This is a genomic window from Aeromonas aquatilis (assembly GCF_054052405.1).
This window is the reverse complement of sequence record NZ_JBSTYP010000059.1, coordinates 1-20,125: the sequence shown is the minus strand read 5'-3', so window position 1 is coordinate 20,125 and position 20,125 is coordinate 1. Positions and strand designations below refer to the sequence as shown.

General features: G+C 59.1%; 17 protein-coding genes. 7 read left to right on the top strand and 10 right to left on the bottom strand.

All coding sequences use genetic code 11. The features are described from left to right. The first annotated feature begins 173 nt into the window (after nucleotides 1-173). The 5 genes from hppD to ACW5W8_RS19335 all read left to right on the top strand — a co-directional run bounded on the left by hppD (nucleotide 174) and on the right by ACW5W8_RS19335 (nucleotide 6,137). Nucleotides 174-1,325: a 4-hydroxyphenylpyruvate dioxygenase gene (gene hppD, locus ACW5W8_RS19355; RefSeq protein ID WP_498629661.1), complete on the top strand. Its 1,152-nt coding sequence runs from the start codon at nucleotides 174-176 to the stop codon at nucleotides 1,323-1,325. Further along, entirely contained in the window at nucleotides 1,318-2,469 is a 1,152-nt protein-coding gene (locus ACW5W8_RS19350) for a homogentisate 1,2-dioxygenase (protein ID WP_498629659.1), read from the top strand. The genes hppD and ACW5W8_RS19350 overlap by 8 nt, the downstream gene beginning before the upstream one ends. Before the next feature lie 10 nt (nucleotides 2,470-2,479). Then, on the top strand, nucleotides 2,480-3,475 hold the full coding sequence (locus ACW5W8_RS19345; protein WP_498629657.1) for a fumarylacetoacetate hydrolase family protein: 996 nt from the start codon (nucleotides 2,480-2,482) through the stop codon (nucleotides 3,473-3,475). A gap of 68 nt (nucleotides 3,476-3,543) precedes the next feature. Next, complete coding sequence (maiA, locus tag ACW5W8_RS19340) at nucleotides 3,544-4,179, top strand: maleylacetoacetate isomerase (protein ID WP_498629655.1); 636 nt, start codon at nucleotides 3,544-3,546, stop codon at nucleotides 4,177-4,179. 461 nt (nucleotides 4,180-4,640) lie between these two features. Then, entirely contained in the window at nucleotides 4,641-6,137 is a 1,497-nt protein-coding gene (locus tag ACW5W8_RS19335) for a C69 family dipeptidase (protein WP_498629653.1), read from the top strand. A gap of 174 nt (nucleotides 6,138-6,311) precedes the next feature. Here the strand turns inward: ACW5W8_RS19335 and ACW5W8_RS19330 are convergent, their stop codons facing one another. The 5 genes from ACW5W8_RS19330 to ACW5W8_RS19310 form a co-directional block, all read right to left on the bottom strand. After that, a complete protein-coding gene (locus ACW5W8_RS19330) occupies nucleotides 6,312-6,836 on the bottom strand; it encodes an acyloxyacyl hydrolase (protein ID WP_498629652.1) in 525 nt (174 codons plus the stop codon). Between the two features lie 251 nt (nucleotides 6,837-7,087). Continuing rightward, nucleotides 7,088-8,752: an asparagine synthase B gene (gene asnB, locus ACW5W8_RS19325; protein ID WP_421237129.1), complete on the bottom strand. Its 1,665-nt coding sequence runs from the start codon at nucleotides 8,750-8,752 to the stop codon at nucleotides 7,088-7,090. Nucleotides 8,753-8,944: 192 nt separating this feature from the next. Next, nucleotides 8,945-9,313 (bottom strand): cupin domain-containing protein, encoded by a 369-nt coding sequence (locus ACW5W8_RS19320; RefSeq protein WP_498629650.1) that lies wholly within the window; start codon nucleotides 9,311-9,313, stop codon nucleotides 8,945-8,947. 129 nt (nucleotides 9,314-9,442) lie between these two features. After that, nucleotides 9,443-11,017, bottom strand: coding sequence for a cation:proton antiporter domain-containing protein (locus ACW5W8_RS19315; RefSeq protein WP_498629648.1), 1,575 nt, complete (start codon nucleotides 11,015-11,017; stop codon nucleotides 9,443-9,445). A 54-nt stretch (nucleotides 11,018-11,071) separates the two neighbouring features. Further along, nucleotides 11,072-11,821 (bottom strand): HAD-IIA family hydrolase, encoded by a 750-nt coding sequence (locus ACW5W8_RS19310; protein WP_335863582.1) that lies wholly within the window; start codon nucleotides 11,819-11,821, stop codon nucleotides 11,072-11,074. A gap of 197 nt (nucleotides 11,822-12,018) precedes the next feature. Between ACW5W8_RS19310 and ACW5W8_RS19305 the strand changes: the two genes are divergently transcribed. Next, the gene (locus ACW5W8_RS19305; protein ID WP_498629646.1) at nucleotides 12,019-13,083 is read left to right on the top strand and encodes an adenosine deaminase; all 1,065 of its coding nucleotides are present in this window, start codon (nucleotides 12,019-12,021) and stop codon (nucleotides 13,081-13,083) included. 111 nt (nucleotides 13,084-13,194) lie between these two features. Here ACW5W8_RS19305 and ACW5W8_RS19300 read toward each other — a convergent pair whose 3' ends face one another. The 5 genes from ACW5W8_RS19300 to ACW5W8_RS19280 form a co-directional block, all read right to left on the bottom strand. Continuing rightward, the gene (locus ACW5W8_RS19300) at nucleotides 13,195-14,181 is read right to left on the bottom strand and encodes a zinc-binding dehydrogenase (protein WP_498629644.1); all 987 of its coding nucleotides are present in this window, start codon (nucleotides 14,179-14,181) and stop codon (nucleotides 13,195-13,197) included. Nucleotides 14,182-14,328: 147 nt separating this feature from the next. After that, on the bottom strand, nucleotides 14,329-15,450 hold the full coding sequence (locus ACW5W8_RS19295) for an alkene reductase (RefSeq protein ID WP_498629642.1): 1,122 nt from the start codon (nucleotides 15,448-15,450) through the stop codon (nucleotides 14,329-14,331). Nucleotides 15,451-15,646: 196 nt separating this feature from the next. Next, on the bottom strand, nucleotides 15,647-17,182 hold the full coding sequence (locus ACW5W8_RS19290; protein ID WP_058056661.1) for a TerC family protein: 1,536 nt from the start codon (nucleotides 17,180-17,182) through the stop codon (nucleotides 15,647-15,649). 300 nt (nucleotides 17,183-17,482) lie between these two features. Then, nucleotides 17,483-18,379 carry a cation diffusion facilitator family transporter gene (locus ACW5W8_RS19285; protein ID WP_498629678.1) on the bottom strand — a complete coding sequence of 299 codons (897 nt, stop codon included), beginning with the start codon at nucleotides 18,377-18,379 and terminating at the stop codon, nucleotides 17,483-17,485. A 226-nt stretch (nucleotides 18,380-18,605) separates the two neighbouring features. After that, nucleotides 18,606-19,334 (bottom strand): S24 family peptidase, encoded by a 729-nt coding sequence (locus ACW5W8_RS19280; protein WP_498629640.1) that lies wholly within the window; start codon nucleotides 19,332-19,334, stop codon nucleotides 18,606-18,608. Nucleotides 19,335-19,733: 399 nt separating this feature from the next. Here ACW5W8_RS19280 and ACW5W8_RS19275 point away from each other — a divergent pair. Further along, nucleotides 19,734-20,125, top strand: a 392-nt coding sequence (locus tag ACW5W8_RS19275) for a DNA-binding protein (protein WP_498629638.1), incomplete at its 3' end; no start/stop codon positions are given.

Genomic DNA, 20,125 nt, shown 5'->3' with positions numbered 1-20,125 from the left:
GCTTGAATGTTACAATTCATTTACATCTTTTGCTGCCGGCTGCGAAAAACTATCTGCAACCCGCCTCTTCTCTTCCTGCTACGCCCTGCTTCTAATGAAACAAGTTGTTAACACTTGCCGCGCCGCTGGGTGCCGCAATCCGTTTTAACCGAATCAAAAGCAAGGAGCGCCCGATGAATGCCACCTCTTCCGCCACCCATACCATCAATCCGCTGAGCTCTAATCCGTTAGGGACGGACGGCTTCGAGTTTGTCGAGTACACAGCCCCCGATGCCAAAGGGATTGCCGCCCTCAAGAGCCTGTTCGTTTCGCTGGGGTTTGCCGAGGTCGCCAAGCACAAACACAAGCAGTGCTGGCTCTACCGGCAGGGGGATATCAACTTTGTGGTCAATGCTGAGCCTCACTCCCAGGCGGAGCAGTTTGCCAGAGCGCACGGGCCGAGCGTTTGCGGCATGGCATTTCGGGTGAGCGATGCGGGCAAAGCCCAGCAGTACGCCATCGCCAAGGGGGCCAAGCCCTTTGTCGGCAAGATTGGCCCGATGGAGCTCAATATTCCCGCCATCTACGGTATCGGCGAGAGCACGCTCTCCTTTGTCGACCGCTATGGCGACAAGGGTTCCATCTATGACGTGGATTTTGTCTTCTATCCCGACTGGCAGGCACGTATGGCGGAGGTGGATGCAGGGCTGTACGAGATTGACCACCTGACCCACAACGTCCATCGCGGCAATATGGATGTCTGGTCCAACTTCTACGAGCGGATCGGCAACTTCCGTGAAATTCGCTACTTCGATATCGAGGGCAAGCTGACCGGGCTGCACTCACGCGCCATGACCGCCCCCTGCGGCAAGATCCGCATCCCCATCAACGAGTCGGCGGATGACAAGTCCCAGATCGAGGAGTACCTGCGCCAGTACAAGGGAGAGGGGATCCAGCACATCGCCATGGCCTCCAGCGATATCTACCAGACCATCCGCACCCTGCGCAGCCGCGGTACCGGCTTTATGCCGACCCCGGATACCTACTTTGATCAGGTGAATAGCCGGGTCGAGGGGCATCAGGAGGATCTGGCGGCCCTCAAAGAGCTGCGCATCCTCATCGACGGCTCCCCCACCAAGGATGGCATCCTGCTGCAGATCTTCACCGATACCGTGATTGGCCCGGTCTTCTTCGAGATCATCCAGCGCAAGGGCAACGAAGGGTTTGGCGAGGGCAATTTCAAGGCGCTCTTTGAATCGATCGAGCTGGACCAGATCCGCCGCGGCGTGCTGGATGGCAGCGAGGATGAGAAGGGTGCCCGCATAGAGGGAGCGAGCGATGCGTAACTGGATTAACTTCCCCCATCGGGAGGGGACCCACTCCCGACAGGCCCATGCCGATCTGCCCGAACAGGCCATCTATGAGCGCGAACTGGGGCGCAGCGGCTTTTTCGGCCCCGCCAGCCACATGCACCACAAGCATGCCCCCACCGACTGGAGCAGTTGGGAGGGGCCACTGCGGCCACGGCTGTTTGACCTCAATGCCCTGCAGGAGGAGGTGAGTTCCCTCTCCCCCTGGGTGGCCCCCGACATTCTCAGCAACCCCCACTGCCGCTACCGAGTCTGGCGGCTATCCGAGGCGATGCCGTTTCTGGTGCGCAACGCCGACGGCGACGAGCTGCTCTTTATTCACGAGGGGGGCGGTGAGTTCTTCTGCGATTACGGCCATCTGACTGTGCGGGACGGCGACTATGTGGTGATCCCCCGCGGCACTATGTGGCGCATCGAGCCGACGGCGCCCCTGTTCATCCTGATGATCGAGGCGACCAATGACAGTTACCAGCTGCCGGACAAGGGGTTGGTGGGCAATCACGCCATCTTCGACCCGGCGGCGCTGGATGTGCCCGCCATCAACGAGCGCTTTTTGGCCCAGCAGGATGAGAATCCTTGGTCGCTGCAGGTCAAACGCCACGATCAGGTGTCGGTCATCACCTGGCCGTTCAACCCGCTGGATGCGCAGGGGTGGCATGGGGATTTGTGCGTGGTGCGCCTAAACTGGCGGGATATCCGCCCGCTGATGAGCCATCGCTACCATCTGCCGCCGTCGGCCCATTCGACCTTTGTGGCGAGCCGCTTCGTAATTTGTACCTTCGTGCCGCGCCCCATCGAGAGCGATCCCGGCGCCCTCAAGGTGCCCTTCTATCACAGCAATGACGATTATGACGAAGTGCTCTTCTACCACGCCGGGGACTTCTTCAGCCGAGACAATATCGAGCGGGGCATGGTCACCTTCCACCCTGCCGGTTTCACCCATGGCCCCCATCCCAAGGCGTTTGCGGCGGGGCAGGCTTATGCCAAGAAGTTCACCGACGAGGTGGCGGTGATGCTCGACACCCGCGATGCGCTGAACGTCGGCAGCCTGTGTGAAGGGATCGAGAACACCCGGTATGTCTCCAGCTGGCAGCGCCCGGACGCGGCTGCCGGCAAATAAGGAATCGCTTATGAAATTGGCAACATTGAACAATGGCAAGCGCGATGGCGCTTTGGTGGTAGTGAGCCGGGATCTGGCCCAGGCGGTGCGGGTGAGCGAGATTGCCCCGACTTTGCAGGCCGCCCTCGACGAGTGGGCCGAGGTTGCCCCCAAGCTGGAGGCTGTTTATCAGCAGCTTAACGAGGGCCGTGCGGCCGAGGTGTTCCCCTTTGACGAAGCGTCTTGCCTCTCTCCGCTGCCGCGCGCCTACCAGTGGGCAGATGGCAGCGCCTACGTCAACCATGTGGAGTTGGTGCGCAAGGCGCGCGGCGCCGAGATGCCGGAAAGCTTCTGGTACGATCCGTTGATGTATCAGGGGGGCTCCGACAGTTTTCTCGCCCCCCGTGGGCCGATTGTCATGGGTTCCGAGGAGTGGGGGATCGATTTCGAGTCGGAAGTGGCCATCATCACCGATGACGTGCCGATGGGGGTAAGCCCGCAGGGGGCTGTCAGCCACATCAAGCTGCTGATGCTGGTCAACGATGTGAGCCTGCGCAACCTGATCCCGGGCGAGCTGGCCAAGGGATTTGGTTTCTTTCAGTCCAAGCCGTCCAGCGCCTTCTCGCCGGTGGCCATCACTCCGGATGAGCTCGGCGATGACTGGCGTGATGGCAAGGTGCTGCTGCCCCTGCGCACCCATCTGAATGGCGCCCTGTTTGGCGCACCGGACGCCGGGGTGGATATGACCTTCAACTTCTTCGAGCTGATTGCCCATGCCGCCAAGACCCGTCCCCTTGGCGCTGGCTGCATCATCGGCTCGGGCACCGTCTCCAACTACGATCGCAGCGCCGGTTCATCCTGCATCGCCGAGCGCCGCATGCTGGAAATTCTTGATTGTGATCAAGCTATAACCCCCTATTTGCAGTTTGGTGATAGAGTGGCGATTGCGATGGAAGATCGCGCTGGCCAAAACCTGTTTGGCACCATTGAGCAGTTAGTGGTGCAGGGAGGAGCCCAGAGAGAGTAATGATCCCCGAGAATCGGGGGCCGAGAGGGGGTCATGCCCCTTCTCGGCTGACAACAAAAGGACGAAGTATGTTGCAGTTGTTTGGCTATTGGCGTTCGTCGGCAAGTTTTCGGGTGCGGATCGTGTTGCAGCTCAAGGGGCTCGCCTACGAGCAGCATCCCATCAATTTGAGGCAAGGCGAGCAGAGCGAGAAAGCCTATCGCCGGATCAACCCGCAAGGGCTGGTGCCGTTTCTGGTGGATGGCGATGTGCAGATCGGTCAGTCGGTCGCCATCATGGAGTACCTTGACGAGACCTATCCCGCCTATTCTCTGATGCCCTCTTCCCCCGACGCGCGGGCCAGAGTGCGCCAGCTCGTCAACATGATCGCCTGCGATATCCACCCGCTCAACAATCTGCGGGTACTCAACTATCTGGAAGAGCACTTCAGGGCCAACAACGAGCAGGAGGCCCGCTGGTATCGCCACTGGATTGACGAGACCTTCACCGCCCTCGAACAGCTGTTGATGACCACCGCCGGTGTCTACTGTGTTGGCAACGAAGTGACCCTGGCCGACTGCATGCTGGTGCCCCAGGTCTACAACGCCCGCCGCTACGACATGACCCTGGACGATTACCCCACCATCCGCCGCATCGTCGCCAACTGCGAACAGTTGCAAGCCTTTATCAAGGCGGCCCCCGCCAACCAGCCAGACGCGCAGTGATCCGCTGACACTGCTGAAAATGACGGGATGACGTGGTCACGTCATCCTGCTATCTGTCCCCATCTTGATTGATCTCATCGCCGGTTTTCCTCCGGGGCTGCTGGTGAATCGACTTATTGTCAAAAACTCCACTCTTGTCACACTTGTCAATATTTTGAGTCGCTCCACGCTTCATTGTTAGTGTTTTGTGTTATTAATCGCACCCCCATTAGTTGATTAAGCCTAGGATCGCCACGCCTGAGGTATAGGCGAAAGGGGAGATGCGAACAGGTCGCCTATCAGGGGGCGCCAAGGTCGCTGTCGATTGCCCCACGATTTGTCCGCACCTCTCTTTTTCATGTTTACGGTTTGATGGCCCGCTCTGCCCGGCCCGTGTCACAGTGGCTATCCCTTGCGACAGCGGCCGGTTGACTGGCGAGCCACCGTTTATTTGCAACCACTCTGTGCAACAAGGAGATCTCATGCATTCCTTCAAAAAGTGCGTCGTCGCACTCTCCATCAATCTTGCCCTCTTCTCGTCGGCGTTCGCCTGTACCACCTTGCTGGTTGGCAGTGAGGCCAGCGTCGATGGATCCATGATGGTGGCCCGCAGTGCCGACAGTGATGCCCTGAAAGCCCAGCATTTCGTGATCCATCCGGCCAAGCAGGGGCAAAGTGGCGTTCACAGTTCCAAGGCCCACAATGGTGCCAATGATTTCAGCTACCCCTTGCCGAAAAACTCCCTGCGCTACACCACGGTGCCGAACTGGAAGACCCAGCTGCACGGTGCCACCGGGTTCAATGAGAAGGGGGTAGGGGTGAGCGGCACCGAGTCTATTTTTGCCTCACCCGAAGCGCTCGCCTTCGACCCCTATGTGGAAGACAAGGGGATCACCGAGGATGATATTCCCGATGTGCTGCTCTCCCGCTCTACGTCGGCCCGCGAGGCGATCGCCTTGCTTGGCAACATCATCGAAACCATTGGTGCGGGAGAGGGATTTGGCGTCGCCGTAGTGGATGACAACGAGCTCTGGTATCTGGAGACCGCCACCGGCCACCACTGGATGGCGCAGCGACTGCCGAAAAATCACTACTTCGCCTCTGGCAATCAGGGCCGCCTGCAGCAGTACGATCCGGCCAGTGCCGACATGATGGGCTCGAAGAATCTGATCGAATTTGCCACCGAGAAGGGGCTCTACCATCCGAAAAAGGATGGGGCGTTCAACTTCTCGAAAGCCTATACCCGCGATGACGAGCGGGATCGCACCTATAACGATCCGCGGGTCTGGACCATCCAGCAGATGTTCAACCCCTCGCTCAAGCAGGCGGTAGATGCCGGTCGCCAGTTCCCGGTCACCCTCTCCCCCGAGAAGAAGATGACGCTGGAGGAGGTGAAGGCGGTGCTGCGCAATCACTATGACGGGACCGAGCACGATCCCTACAGCAAGGGGTTGAACGGTCAGGAGCCGTGGCGCCCCGTTAGCGTGTTCCGCACCTACGAGTCCCATGTGATGCAGGTACGCCCCTGGATGCCGCGCGAGGTGGGGGAGGTGACCTATGTGGGCCTCGGCATGGCGGACTTGACCGCCTTCGTTCCCTACTACAGCGGTCTGGAAGCCTATCCGGCGCACTATGCCATGGGCAGCGACAAGGCTGACAGCGACTCCATCTACTGGAAATATCGCAAGCTTCAGACCCTGGTGATGACCGATTACCCCAAATTGGCACCCATAGTGAAGCAGGCGTACCAGAGCTGGGAGGCGAAGATCGCCAAAGAGCAGAAAGAGATGGAAGCCAGCTATCTGAAAACGGTCAAAACCGACAAGGCTGCCGCCCACAGCATGCTCAACGACTTCAATCTGCGAGTGATGAAGGAGGCCGAGACGTTGACTGAAGAGCTGACCAACCAGATCTTCACGGTGCGCACTCAGGATATTCAGGCCGATATCTTCTTCGCCAACAAGGCGAAAAAGGACTGATTGCCGCCCCCATGATGTGGTGAAGCGGCAGAGCGTGTCGTCATCCATTTCCTGAGTGTGGTGATCCTCTCACGGCCACCCCGGTAATTAGAAGACGGCATAACGAAAATCCTTCACGGAAGTGAAGGCTTTTTTGCAGAGAGTATTCAGATGGTCACGACGAAGCCTATCTGGCTAAAAACGGTACTTGATATGGAGGGTATGGCTGTCGAGCCCCGGGTTCTTGTCATACATATTGGCGTTGGACATGTGCTCATACTGATAGCCGATCAGCCAATTCTTGGTGATGGCGTAACCGATGCCGATACCCAGAGCTAACTGGAAGGGGCCGCCGTAATCCTTGTAGCCGTGGCCGCGGGTGCCAAATTGATACTGATCGAGCCAGACCATTTCGCCGGGGACCCAGGTCATCCAGTGACCCCATTGGCATTCGATACGGGCGCCGCCCCCCAATCTGGCAGTCTCTTCATCTTCTACCTTGAGCGTACCGCCACGTACCCCCAGTCCAAATTGGCAGCCTGAGTCTCCCCAACGCCAAAACATATGGTGGAACTTGGCGTCGGCTATCTTGATGTCGAGCTTTTCATTGCTGAACGCCTTGCCAAGCTGCAGCACCACGACATTGTCATTGGCCATCGCAGCCGGACTGGCGAGCAGTGCTCTCAGCAGGGCGATCCTTGATAGAGTGTTAGCGTCCATGCCCCCTCCCGATCCTTGTTGTCATCTTGGTGATCCTGTTGATCACCCTTCAGGCATAGTCAATCGACGCGCTTCCTGTCAATGCATGGTCACTCGGTAAAAAAATTAAATATTTATGAAAAATCAACTATCTGCGATGGTCTGATGTGATTTGGCGGGCGTGACCGCGGGGACATGAAAAAGCCCTTCACCATGGTGAAGGGCTTTTTGCTATCTGGCCTTTATCCGCGCTTGGGTTGCTCCGTCCGGGCTTAGTAGCCCTGCTGGTGCACATCCATCACGGCGCGGCCGGACGGGTCGGCCATCTCTTTGAACTTGGCATCCCACTCCAGTGCCGTGGGGGTGGAGCAGGCGACCGACTTGCCGTACGGCACGGTGCGGGCGGCGGCTTCCAGCGGGAAGTGCTCGTCGAAGATGGCGCGGTAGAAGTAGGCCTCCTTGGTGAGCGGGGTGTTGATAGGGAAGCGGAATGCCGCCGCCTCGAACATCTGATCGGTCACCTCTTGCTCGACCATGGCTTTCAGGCTGTCGATCCACGAATAGCCGACGCCGTCGGAGAACTGCTCCTTCTGACGCCAGGCCACTTCATGGGGCAGCAGATCCTCGAACGCTTCGCGCAGGATATGCTTCTCGATCTTGCCCTTGCCGCACATCTTGTCGGCGGGCTGCAGGCGCATTGCCACGTCCATGAACTCCTTGTCGAGGAAGGGCACGCGACCCTCCACGCCCCAGGCGGCCATCGACTTGTTAGCGCGCAGGCAGTCATAGAGGTGCAAAGAGGCGAGCTTGCGCACGTTCTCTTCGTGGAACTCGCGGGCGTTGGGCGCCTTGTGGAAGTAGAGGTAGCCACCAAACAGCTCGTCGGAGCCTTCACCGGAGAGCACCATCTTGATCCCCATCGCCTTGATGTAGCGGGCCATCAGATACATCGGCGTGGAGGCGCGGATGGTGGTGACGTCATAGGTCTCGAGGTGATAGATGACATCGCGCAGGGCATCCAGACCCTCCTGCACGGTGAAGTGGATCTGGTGGTGGATGGTGCCGAGGTGATCAGCCACCTTGCGGGCGGCGGCGAGATCCGGCGACCCTTCCAGGCCGACGGCGAAGGAGTGCAGTTGCGGCCACCAGGCTTCGCTCTTGCCATCATCCTCGATGCGGCGCGCCGCATAGAGCTTGGTAATGGCGGAGATGACGGAGGAGTCCAGCCCACCTGAGAGAAGCACGCCATAAGGCACGTCGCACATCAGCTGGCGTTTGACCGCCGCTTCCAGCGCCGCTTTCAGCTCGGCCTTGTCGCTGACATTGTGCTCGACCGCGCTGTATTCCATCCAGTCGCGCTTGTACCAAGTTTTAAGCTCACCATCTTTGCTCCACAGGTAGTGTCCTGGCGGGAAGGTTTCGACGCTCTTGCAGACCGGTACCAGCGCCTTCATCTCGGAGGCGACATAGAAGTTGCCGTGCTCGTCGCGGCCGGTATAGAGGGGGATGATCCCCATGTGGTCGCGACCAATCAGGTAGGCATCCTGTTCGGCGTCATAAAGAATGAAGGCAAAGATGCCGTTGAGATCGTCCAGAAACGCCGGGCCCTTCTCCTTGTAGAGCGCCAGCAGCACTTCACAGTCTGATTTGGTCTGGAACTGGAAGTCGACCTTGAGGGTCTTTTCCAGCTCTTTGTGATTGTAGATCTCGCCGTTGACCGCCAGCACATGGGTGCGCTCGGGGTTGTAGAGCGGCTGGGCGCCATTGCCCGGGTCGACGATGGCCAGACGCTCGTGCACCAGAATGGCTTTGTCGGAGCTGTAGACGCCGGACCAGTCAGGCCCGCGGTGACGCAGTCGCTTGGACATCTCCAGCGCCGATTTGCGCAGGGCTACTGCATCGGACTTGATATCCAGAATGCCGAAAATTGAACACATTGGCGGTAATCCTCTTGATTTTTATATGAGCCCCCCACGTTTGGGCTCGAAATTCCATTTACATTCCTCGTCAGACACAATGCCTAGCGGAAAAACCTTTTGCAAGCGGGAAAACCGCAGAAAATCATGCCGTAAGCGTCAAGCGGATCAACAGGATAAGGGCTGCTGCAACGGGGCAGGGTGACGTTAACGTCAAGCCGAGGCGGGTTCGAAGATCACATAGACCTTGCGACAGGGGGTAAGGGTCTCCCACTCTCCGACAAAGCCTGCCGGAATCACGAATTGATCGCCGGGTTTGAGGGCAAGCTGGCCGCCCAGACTGTCGTGGATCACCACATCTCCTTCCAGCAGCTGGCAATACTCGTGCTCGGTGTAGTGGATGGCCCAGCGGCCGGGCTCGCAAGCCCAGAAGCCGATGTGAAACTGCTGGCTGGGATCGGAGTAGTGGTTCCACACCGTCTGATTCGGATGGCCTGCTTTAATACGCTCGGGGGCAGGCATCAGCGGGGTGGGGGCCGCCTCATGGCGATCGAGCAAAATCCAGTCGTTGAGGGTCTTCATGGTGCCTCCCTGGCAATGGGGATATAAAAACGGGGCCATCCAGGCCCCGCGATTGTTCGTTTTATTAAACGAGGTTGTGCATAACTTAAACGATGCGCACTCCCTTGCCAAGAGCCGCTGGCCGCAGGATCAGAGCGGCTGCAAACGGCGGATCACATGGCGGGCAAAGCCGCTGCCCGCTTCGTTGTAGACGTTGAACACTGCATCCACCCCCTGCTCCTTGAGGGAGTCGATATCATCCTCGAAGCGGACGATGGCGGCGATCTTGCCGTTGAATCCGTGACTGCGCAGCTTCTCGATGGCGTAGAGATTTCCCGAGTGGTGGGGCATCGCCAGCAGCACCAGATTGACCTGATTGGAGAGCAACACCTTGTCCCAGAAGTCGGTATCGGTGGCATCCCCTTCGATGACGTTCATCCCCTGGGCGCGCAGGGTAGGCAGCTTCTCGCTGTCGTTTTCCACCCCGAGGATGACATTGCCGTACTTGTTCTCCAACTCGAAGTAGGCCCCCTGACCGATCCGCCCCATGCCGAGGATGATCACCTCCGCATCGCCCAGCTCGATGGGTCTGTCTTCCGGATGGAGGTTGCTCGCCTGCAGCCCCTTGAGCCAGTGACCGATGCGATGATAGATCCGCTCGCTCTGGGCATTGAGCGGGGCGGAGATCATAAAGCTCGCTGCCAGCGCCAGCGAAACCGCCACCAGCCACTCGTAGGAGAGCCAGCCCGCCTTGGTGGCGATGGCCGCGACGATCAGGCCAAACTCCGAGAAGTTGCTGAGCGCCAGGGTGGAGAGCAGCGCGGTGCGCACCCGCAGGTGAGCGCCGCTGTAGACCAGATAGTAGAGGGCGCTTTTCAGCGGCAGGGCCAGCACCAGCGCCAGTGCCAGCAACATGGTGTCGTGGGTCGGCAGGCCGTTGAGGCCGATGGTGAGAAAGAAGCAGACCAGAAAGAGGTCTTTGAGGTTGAAGAGCGCCTTGGCCAGCCCCGCCGCAGCAGGATGGGAGGCGAGCATCATGCCGATGATGAGGGCTCCCAGATCCGGCTTGAGGCCGACCACTTCAAAACCGGCGGCCCCGACGACCAGTGCCAAAAAGACCCCGAACAGCACCTGCAGCTCGCCGTGACCGGCCCGCTCCAGCAGCTTGAATAACAATGGGCGCAGCAGCGGCAGCCCCAGTACCCAGAGTGCCCAGATGCTGGGCCACTTGCCGCTGGAGAAGGCCAGAAACGCCACGGCGAACACATCCTGCATCACCAGCACGCCGATGGCGATGCGGGCGTAGAGGGCGTTCATGTCACTGCGATCTTCCAGTACCTTGACCGCAAAGACGGTGCTGGAGAAGGAGAGGGCAAAGCCCAGCAGCAGCGCCAGTTTCCAGTCCAGTGACAGGGCAAGTTCAAGCCCGAGCCCCTTGCAGACCAGCAGCACCACGGTAAAGAGCAGGGTGGAGAGCAGCAGGTGTAGGCTGGTGGTGCCCCACACATCGCGCCGCATCAGGGTCTTGATATTGAGTTTGAGACCGATGGTGAACAGCAGCAGGGTGACGCCGAGATCGGCCACCTCGCTCAGGGCGGGGGTATTTTCATATCCCATGCCGTTGAGGATAAAACCGGCGGCCAGAAAGCCGAGCAGGGGGGGCAGGCCAATCAGATTGACCAACATGCCGCAGCCAAAGGCCACGGCGATGAGAATGGGTTCCATAACAGATCCTGCAAGGGCAGGAGAGACCTGCCCTGTTTAACGCTTGGGTGGTGATTAGACGATATCGATGTCGACTACGGAGTCGAAAATATGGTTCGGTCGAAACGGCATACGGTCGATATCCGCTACCTTGCTCACCCCAGAGAGCACCAGCACCGTTTCGAGACCGGCCTGAAAGCCCGCCAGAATGTCGGTGCGCAGGTTGTCGCCGATGATGATGGTGTCGTCGGAGTGGGCCTCCATCCGGTTGAGCGCCGCACGGATGATCCAGGCGCTCGGTTTGCCGACATAAAACGGCTTCTTGCCGGTCATCCGCTCGATGGGGGCGCACAGGGCGCCGCAGGCCGGGTGCATCATGGGGCCGTGGGTATCGGGGTTGGTGGCGATAAAGCGGGCCCCCTGATCGACGAACTTGGCCCCCTGTTGCATCATGGTCCAGTTGTAGTTGCGGGTCTCCCCCACCACCACGAAGTCCGGGTCGATATCGGTGATGGTGAAACCGGCCTTGTAGAGCTCGTGGGTCAGCGCCCCTTCACCGATCACATACGCCTTCTTGCCATCCTGACGCTTGAGAAAGTCGGCGGTGCCCATGGCGGAGGTGTAGAAGCACTCTTCCGGCACTTCGATCCCGGCGGAATGGAAGCGGTTTTGCAGATCTTTCTGGGTCTGGGCCGGGTAGTTGGTGAGGAACAAGAGCTTGCTACCCTGCTCCAGCAGGCGATGGACGAAACGGTCGGCACCGGGGATGAGATCGTTGTTGTGCAGGATGACACCGTCGATATCGCAGATGACGTTCTTCTTCATGAAAACTCCTTGTCAGGGCGCAGGCGAGCCGCCAATCGTTAAGATGTTCAATCATTTATGATTTTTGTGACGCCATTATAAGTCTGTTTGATGACAAGTCTCCCCTGTCTCGCCACTTCGGTGCACAATAAAGCTGCCGTCGGGTCAGTCTGGTGGAGGGGCTGACGCCGGATCACTTTGCTGATGGAGCCGTTGCCATGGACACCCCGATTTCCAAGCCAGTCACACCCGAACACCTCACCGCCGCGCAATTTATCGCCGGACTGCCGAAACTGGAGCTGCACCTGCATATCGAGGGCAGCCTCGAACCCGAGTTGATGTTTGAGCTGGGCCGCCGCAACGGTGTGCCACTGCCCTGGCCCAATGTCGCCAGCGTGCGCGCCGCTTATGACTTTGACTGCCTGCAATCTTTTCTCGACCTCTACTATCGCGGCGCCAGCGTGCTGGTGACCGAGCAGGACTTCTTCGACCTCACCTGGGCCTATCTTGAGCGTTGCGCCGCCGACAAGGTGGTGCATGTGGAGATCTTCTTCGACCCGCAGACCCACACCGCTCGCGGCATCCCCTTTGCTACCGTGCTGGGCGGCATCGAGCGGGCGCTGCAGACCGGGGAGAAGGAGTTTGGCATCAGCTGGCGCCTTATCATGAGCTTTTTGCGCCACCTCAGCGAAGAGGATGCCTTTGCGACGTTGGAAGAGGCTATGCCCTTCCTGTCACGCATTCACGGCATCGGCCTCGACTCGGGGGAGAAGGGTAATCCGCCGACCAAGTTTGCCCGGGTCTTTGCCCGCGGCCGCAAGCTGGGGCTGCCGGTGGTGGCCCATGCCGGTGAAGAGGGGCCTGCCGACTACATCTGGCAGGCGATCAACGAGTTGCAGGTATGCCGCATCGATCACGGGGTACGCTCGGCCGACGATCCCGAGCTGCTGCGCTATCTGGCCGATACCCGGCTGCCGCTCACCGTCTGTCCCCTCTCCAACACCCGGCTCAAGGTGTTCGGCAATATGGCCCAGCACAATGTGTTGCGGCTGCTGGAGCAGGGGCTCTGCGTCACCATAAACTCGGACGATCCCGCTTACTTCGGTGGTTACATGGGGGCTAACTTTGCGGCACTGGCCGATGGCCTCGGCGCGACCATGAGTCAGCTCTGCCGCTTGTCGCTCAATGCGGTGGAGGCGAGCTGGCTCTCTCTGGCCGACAAGGCGCGCCTGACCCGGGAGATCCGCAGTTATGCCGAGACCCACGGCGTGATCTTGCATTGAGTAAGGCGCTAATGAAGTCGATATGACATGCACTATATAAAGAGAGGCCCTCCATCACTGGCGGGCCTCTTTCGTTTCAATGGTCGGTGTGGTTATCAGGGAAAGTCAGCGTTAAGCCACTCGCACCAGAAACTTCTCGCCCTGTCCTTCGCGCTTGAAACGCTCGAGCAGGGTAGGCAGCGCCTCGAAATTGCCCACCACCAGCGGCGGCAGGGTCAGCTCGCCGCTCGCCATCTGTGCCATCATGGCGACACCGGCGGCCACCAGTCGGCTCCACTGCTTGTCGGTGCCAAAGGCGTGCTGGGCGCCCAGTGCAATCTCGTGCAAGGAGTGGCAATGGCTAAAGGCGGGTAGCGGATTGTGCGGGATGCGCCCCAGCACAGTCACCATATGACCGTAGTAGCCCAGCGCGGGTAGCAGCGCTTCGGCCTGTTGGCTGGAGACCAGCTCGATGATCCCCTCGAACGGTTCGTTGCCGTTGGCAGTCTGCAAGGTGGCCAGCCAGTCGGAGTCCCGATAATCGGCTACGCCCTGCACGCCGATCTGTTTGAGCCACTGATGGTGGCGTGGGCTGGCGCTGGCAAAGACCCGCGCTCCTTGCTGGAGGGCCAGTTGCACCGCAAAGCGGCCGACACTGCTGCCGGCGCCGGTGATGAGCAGCGCTTCCCCGTGCAGGCGCGGCAGCTTGGCCAGTGCCTGCCAGGCGGTGAGACCGGGGCAGGGCAGGGCGGCGGCCGCCTCATCGCTCAGGGCATCGGGCACCGGCAGCAGGGCGCGGGCCGGTACCCGAGTGTGACGGGCAAAGCTGCCGTGGTGGCGCAGATCGGTGTGGTAGGCGACCCGGGCGCCGAGACGCAGATGACTGACGTTAGCGCCGAGCGCCACGATAGTGCCCATGCCATCGACACCGGGCACCTGACCGTCCTGCCAGTGGGAGTGGCCATATTCGATCAGCTTCCAGTCCACCGGATTGAAGGCGATGACCCGGTTTGCCACCAGCACCTCGTCAGGGGCGAGCGGTGCCAGGGGCAGATCGGCGAGGGTAAGCTGGGTCGGTTCACCGGGGGCATGCCAGCACCAGGCTTGGGTGTGATTCATGATGACTCCTTGTGAAAGCGAGGGGAGAGAACAACGAGATCATTGCAACAGTGATTCGGTCAGTCATATCACTGTTGCTAATGCGCAACAATACGGCAGGCCCCAACCTGTGGGGCCTGCGTTACATAGCCGGTTGGCCATCGGCAATCAGCGGCTGGTCGCTGCGTCGTCGGCCTGATAGACGGGGTAGTCGGTCAACCCCTTTTCGCCACCGCCAAACAGGGTGGCCGGATCGTGGGGGGCTAGCGGATAGCCGTGGCGCAGCCGGTTCGGCAGATCCGGGTTGGCGACGAAGGGGCGGCCAAAGCCAATCATGTCGGTCCAGCCCGCTTCGAGGGCGGCGCGGGCGCGATCACCATCATATTTACCGGCGTAGATCAGGGTGTTGGGGAAGGCATCCCGCAGACCCTGCTTGAAGTTCTCCGGCATCAGGGGGGCATCGTCCCAGTCCGCTTCGGCAATGTGCAGGTAGACCACGTTGAGCTGGCCCAGCAGACGGGCGGCCGCCAGATAGGTCTCCTGCGGATTGGCATCCACGGTGCCGTTGAGGGTGGTGAGCGGCGCAAGACGCACCCCAACCCGATCGGCGCCGATTTCGCTGCTGACCGCCTCGGTCACCTCTTTGAGGAAGCGCAGCCGGTTTTCCAGCGATCCGCCGTAACTGTCGGTGCGGGCGTTGGACTCGGAGTCGAGGAACTGGTTGATGAGGTATCCGTTGGCGGCGTGCAGCTCGATGCCGTCAAAACCGGCGCTGATGGCGTTACGAGCTGCCTGACGGAACTGGCCCACTACCGCATCGATATCGGTCTGAGTCATGGCGCGAGGGGTGACGGTCTCGACAAAGCCCGGCGCATCGCTGCCGTTATCGACGAACACCTTGACGCCCACTGCGGGCAGTGCTGAAGCGGAGATGGGCTGGGCGCCGCCGATGTTGTCCGGATGGGTGACCCGGCCCACGTGCCAGAGCTGGGCGAAGATGGTGCCCCCCTTGGTGTGCACGGCATCGGTCACCCCTTTCCAGCCTGCGATCTGCTCGGCGCTGTAGATCCCCGGCGTCCAGGCATAGCCCTTGCCCATGGGGTCGATTTGGGTGCCTTCGCTGATGATCAGGCCCGCCTCGGCGCGCTGGGCGTAGTAGCTCGCCATCATGGCGTTGGCCACATCACCCGGCTGACTGGCACGGGAGCGGGTCATGGGGGGCATGACGATGCGGTTGGCAAGGTGCAGCTGGCCGAGGCGCAGCGGGCAGAACAGGTGATCGTGGCTCATCTTGAGTTCCTCATGGTGGAAGTGAGGCCACTTTATGCCGCCATCTTGTTGTGAAAAAGAGGGGTAATTGCACAAGAGAATTGTGCTTGATGCAGCAATCAGTGCAAACCGCCGGGAAAGAAGGCGTTTAGGCATAAAGTTGAAGCATAAAAAAGAGGGCCGTCTGGCCCTCTTCTGTTTTCTGCAGGTGGCAGGCTCAAGCCGCGGCGGGCATCACTTTCACCCGCTCGATGCGCCGCTCGCTCACCTCGATCACCTCGAAGTTGAGTTGCTGCAGTTGCAACTGCTGACCCGGAGTGGGCAGGGTGCCGAAGTGGGAGAGCAGCATGCCCGCCAGGGTCACGTATTCATCGCTCTCGCTCACCAGTCCCTCGTGCTCCAGCACCTGCTCCACATGGTGGATGTTGGTGCTGCCGTTGATGAGCCACCCTTCGCCATCGCGTACGATATCCGGGGTTTCGTCCTCGTCCGGCAGCTCGCCGACGATGGCCTCCAGCAGATCGTGGGTGGTGACCAGCCCCTGGATCACGCCAAACTCGTCGGAGACCAGAATAAGGCTCCCCTTGGCTTTGCGCAGCTCCGCCAGCAGGCGGATCACGTTGATGGTCTGCGGCACGATTATGGGATCGTTCTGCTTGGCCAGTTCGCTCAAGGATTGCCCTTCGTTCAAGGCAAACAGCAGGTCGCGCGCCTTGACCACCCCGATCACCTCGTCAAGATCCCCGTCACAGATGGGAAACAGGCTGTGTGGCTCGCGCTGCAGCAGGGCGCGGATCTCGTCGCTGGAGTCGTTGATATCGATCCAGGCCATCTCCGAGCGCGGGGTCATGATGGTGCGAATGGAGCGCTCGGCCAGCGACAGTACGCCGGTCACCATATAGCGCTCCTCCTCGCCAAAGCTCACCGGCGCTACGGCCGGTGCATCTAGATCGTCATCCGGCTGATCCTGATAGGCCTTGCTGCCCATCAATTTGAAGATGGCGGCGGTGGTGCGCTCGCGCAGCGGCTGTTTGGATTCGTGACGCATGGCGCTGCGCTGGGCCAGCTGGTTGAAAAACTCGATCAGCACCGAGAAGCCGATGGCCGCGTAGAGGTAGCCCTTCGGAATGTGGAAGCCGAACCCTTCCGCCACCAGGCTGAAGCCGATCATCAGCAGGAAGCTCAGACAGAGCACCACCACGGTGGGGTGGGCGTTGACGAAGCGGGTCAGCGGCTTGGAGGCGAGCACCATCACCACCATGGCGATGGTCACGGCGGCCATCATCACGCCAAGGTGTTCTACCATGCCGACGGCGGTGATGATGGAGTCGAGCGAGAAGACCGCATCGAGCACCAGAATTTGGGCGATCACTACGCCGAAGCTGGCGTAGGCGCCGACAGGGCCGTCATCCTGAGGTTTGGCTTCCAGCCGCTCATGTAGCTCGGAGGTAGCCTTGAACAGCAGGAACAGGCCGCCCCCCATCAGGATCAGGTCCCGACCGGAGAAGGGGTGATCCCACAGATGCAAAATCGGGGTGGTCAGGGTGACCAGCCATGACATGACGCTCAAGAGCCCAAGTCGCATCAGCAGGGCCAGCGACAGGCCGATGACGCGTGCCTTGTCCCGCTGGGCGGGGGGCAGTTTTTTCACCAGGATGGCGATGAAGACCAGGTTGTCGATCCCGAGCACAATCTCGAGAATGATCAGGGTAAACAGACCAATCCAGATATGGGGATCCAGCAGCAATTCCATTGTATGACCTCAATAAATACAGACAGAGCAGAGAGTGATCACGGCGCATGATGGCCGCAGTAACAGCAAGGCAAAGGTGTTATTCAGAGGCGCTGATTAAGCAGAAAAAGATAGGCTTTGACAGAGAGAGACGAAGGGCAACTTCGGGGATTGTCCATGATGGGCAATAAAACCTCGGGTGAAAAATGAGCCCTGATGATAGCGGCTGGCGCCAATTTGGCAAGCGCAGTGTCAGTGGGGCGTGATGGGGTTGTGATGCGACAGGGGGAGGCGGCCGTGCCGCGCTCCCCCGTGTGGTCGTTACAACCAGCGCTTTTCGCGGGTGAAACAGACCGAGAGCCAGGCATCCCCCAGGGTATCGCCGAGGCGAGACCAGAGCTCCTGACGCAGGGCATCCTGACGTTCGACGGGCCACTCCTGACCCGGCGCCACCAGAATGTTCAATTCCAGATCGAAGCGGCGACCGCTTTTGGCCAGATGGCTGTAGCACTCGATGCCGTGACGCTGGCGCAGTGCCTCGATCTCCTGCTCGACTTGCCGTGGCACATCCCCCTTGGGGGCGATCTTCAACACCTCCCGCAGGTTGCGACCGAGCACCTTGATGGGAATAAGGGTGGCACAGAGGGCCAGCAGCGAGACCAGCACCGGGTCTATGTAGCGGTTGTATTGGCCGTAGCCGATGGCATCAAGGCCAATGGCGACTACGAAACCGATAAGCAGGGTGGCGCTGAGCAGGGTATCCACCAGCCACTCCTTGGAGTCGACCCGCACCAGCTCGGAGTCAACCTGTTCGGCAACCTGGGCTTCGATGCGATAGATGATGGCGCAGAAGAAGGTGGAGACGGCGGCATAGATGAGGGCGTGGCCGAGATCGATCTCCCGTCCGCCATCCAGCAGGGTGGTGATGCCGCTATAGAGAGCGCCAAGGCAGAGCAGCAGAATAATGGTGCCATTGATGACGTTGGTGATGGGCTCGAAGTGGGCGTAGCCATACTGGAAGCGCGCATCGGAAGGGCGGGTAACGAGATAGGCGGTAACAAGACCGAGGCCTGTCATGCCCATGCTGAACAGAGTGAAGATACCATCGAGCATGATGGCGTTGGAACCGACGAAGAGGCCGTAGCCGATGCCGAAGATGGCAAAAGTGATGCAGCCAAACAGCGACAGGGTAAGCGCCTGTTTTGTAACCGACCACAGAGAATGAAAAAACCGGGAGCAGCCGAAAGTAGGTGGGAATTCGTGGGAAAAACTCAAGACTGACAAGGCTTGGAGGATGATCTGGAGGTGCCAGGCGCGGGCGGCCTAAAAATGATAAAAAGCGCATGGTTCCTGGGGGAGATGCGCTGAAAATGATAACTCTGATTTTAACTCTGGCAGGCCGCCACTACGTTTAAACCGCTATCTAACAGTGATTAGATGGGGTTTAAAAAAAATCGTGCCCGAGCCAAATTACCTTGCCAATGATGCTCAACGAGTCCAGTTCGTTCGGCATAACCGCCAGGGTTCCGTATCCAGTTTTATTGTCGCTGATGATGTTCACCCCACCATCGACCCGCTTCTGTAGGCGCTTGGCGTAGAGTTCATCCCCCAGACGAAGCACGAACAGGCCACCATCCTGGATCTGGTTGCGGCTGGTATCCACCAGGATAGAGTCGCCAGAATGGATGGTTGGCTCCATGCTGTCCCCCTTGGCAAATACCACTACCAGGTTATCCGGGTTTAGCTTGCGAAACGTGAGCCACTTGCGGCGAAAGGCCAACTTGCGTTTAACCTCGTGGTCATCATTAAACGCCCCATGTCCCGCACTGACCGCGATGTGGTAACCATCTATAAGCGCGTATTCCTCTTCAAACTGAGCATTGTCCAATCCATCAGGATTGATGCTCTCATCTTGCACATCTTCTTTCGGGCCACGTCCTGTCGCTAACCAATCAATTCTGACACCAGCAGTATCTGCGATTTTGATGAGCTGGCTCATGTTCGGCTCAGAACGACCGTTCAGATACTGGCGAAGAGTTGTATCTGCCATTCCTGCCCTCATTGCAAATGAGCGCGCGCTTTCCGTGCCAAGAATGGATTCAAGTCTGTTCTTAAATTCACTTTCCATAAAAACCCTCAGGAAGGAAAGCGTGCTTTCTTTTTGAATCAGCACTTTCCATTTTCTAACTCACTGAAAAATATGGACATGATTATTTAAATCTCAAATGAGTGAATTCATTAAAAGAAAAGAGTGAATCTTTCCATTGTAAGAGTTTTTGAGTTGATCGATACTCTCAATTGTTCGCGCATTGCGCGAAAAATTTCTCAAATTGTATCACGGTGATCCCATGAGCATAAGTACAGCCAACCACATCTACGGGGAGCTTAAGAAGCGCGGTTACTCCGTCAGAAACTGGGCAATTGAGCGTGGTTTCAGCCCTCGCACCGTGCAGGAGTGTATTCACACTTACGCCCCTTGCAAACAGAAGCGTCCATTAGAGGGCACCGTCTCATCGAAAGTCATGGGGGCATTGAGTGAAACCCTTGATGTTGCTCTGTGTGGAGACAGCAAATGAAAGAGTGGTTCACATCAATGGAGCTGGTCAGCCTGCCTGGGATGCCAACAACAGTACAGGGCGTGAGATATCGAGCGAAATCTGAACAATTCAATGCGCGTAAATGTTCTGATGGTAAAGGTAGCGAGTTCCATATCAGTTCACTGCCAGCAGAAACCCGCCGCCATTTGGCTGAGCAGGCTGTGGCTCAGCAAGGTCAGGCTGTGACCGATCACAGTGCTGGCGGCAAGGCGATGGCCAAGTTACTGGAGCGAGAGAGACCGGCCAAGCCGGATGCTGGCCGCAAACTGCTGACCCTGAGCGAAGCCCCACGCAAAAAAGTAGATGCCAGACTGCTGATTTTGCAGGCCGCCGATATCTTTCTGACGCCCTATCACGCCTGCCAGCA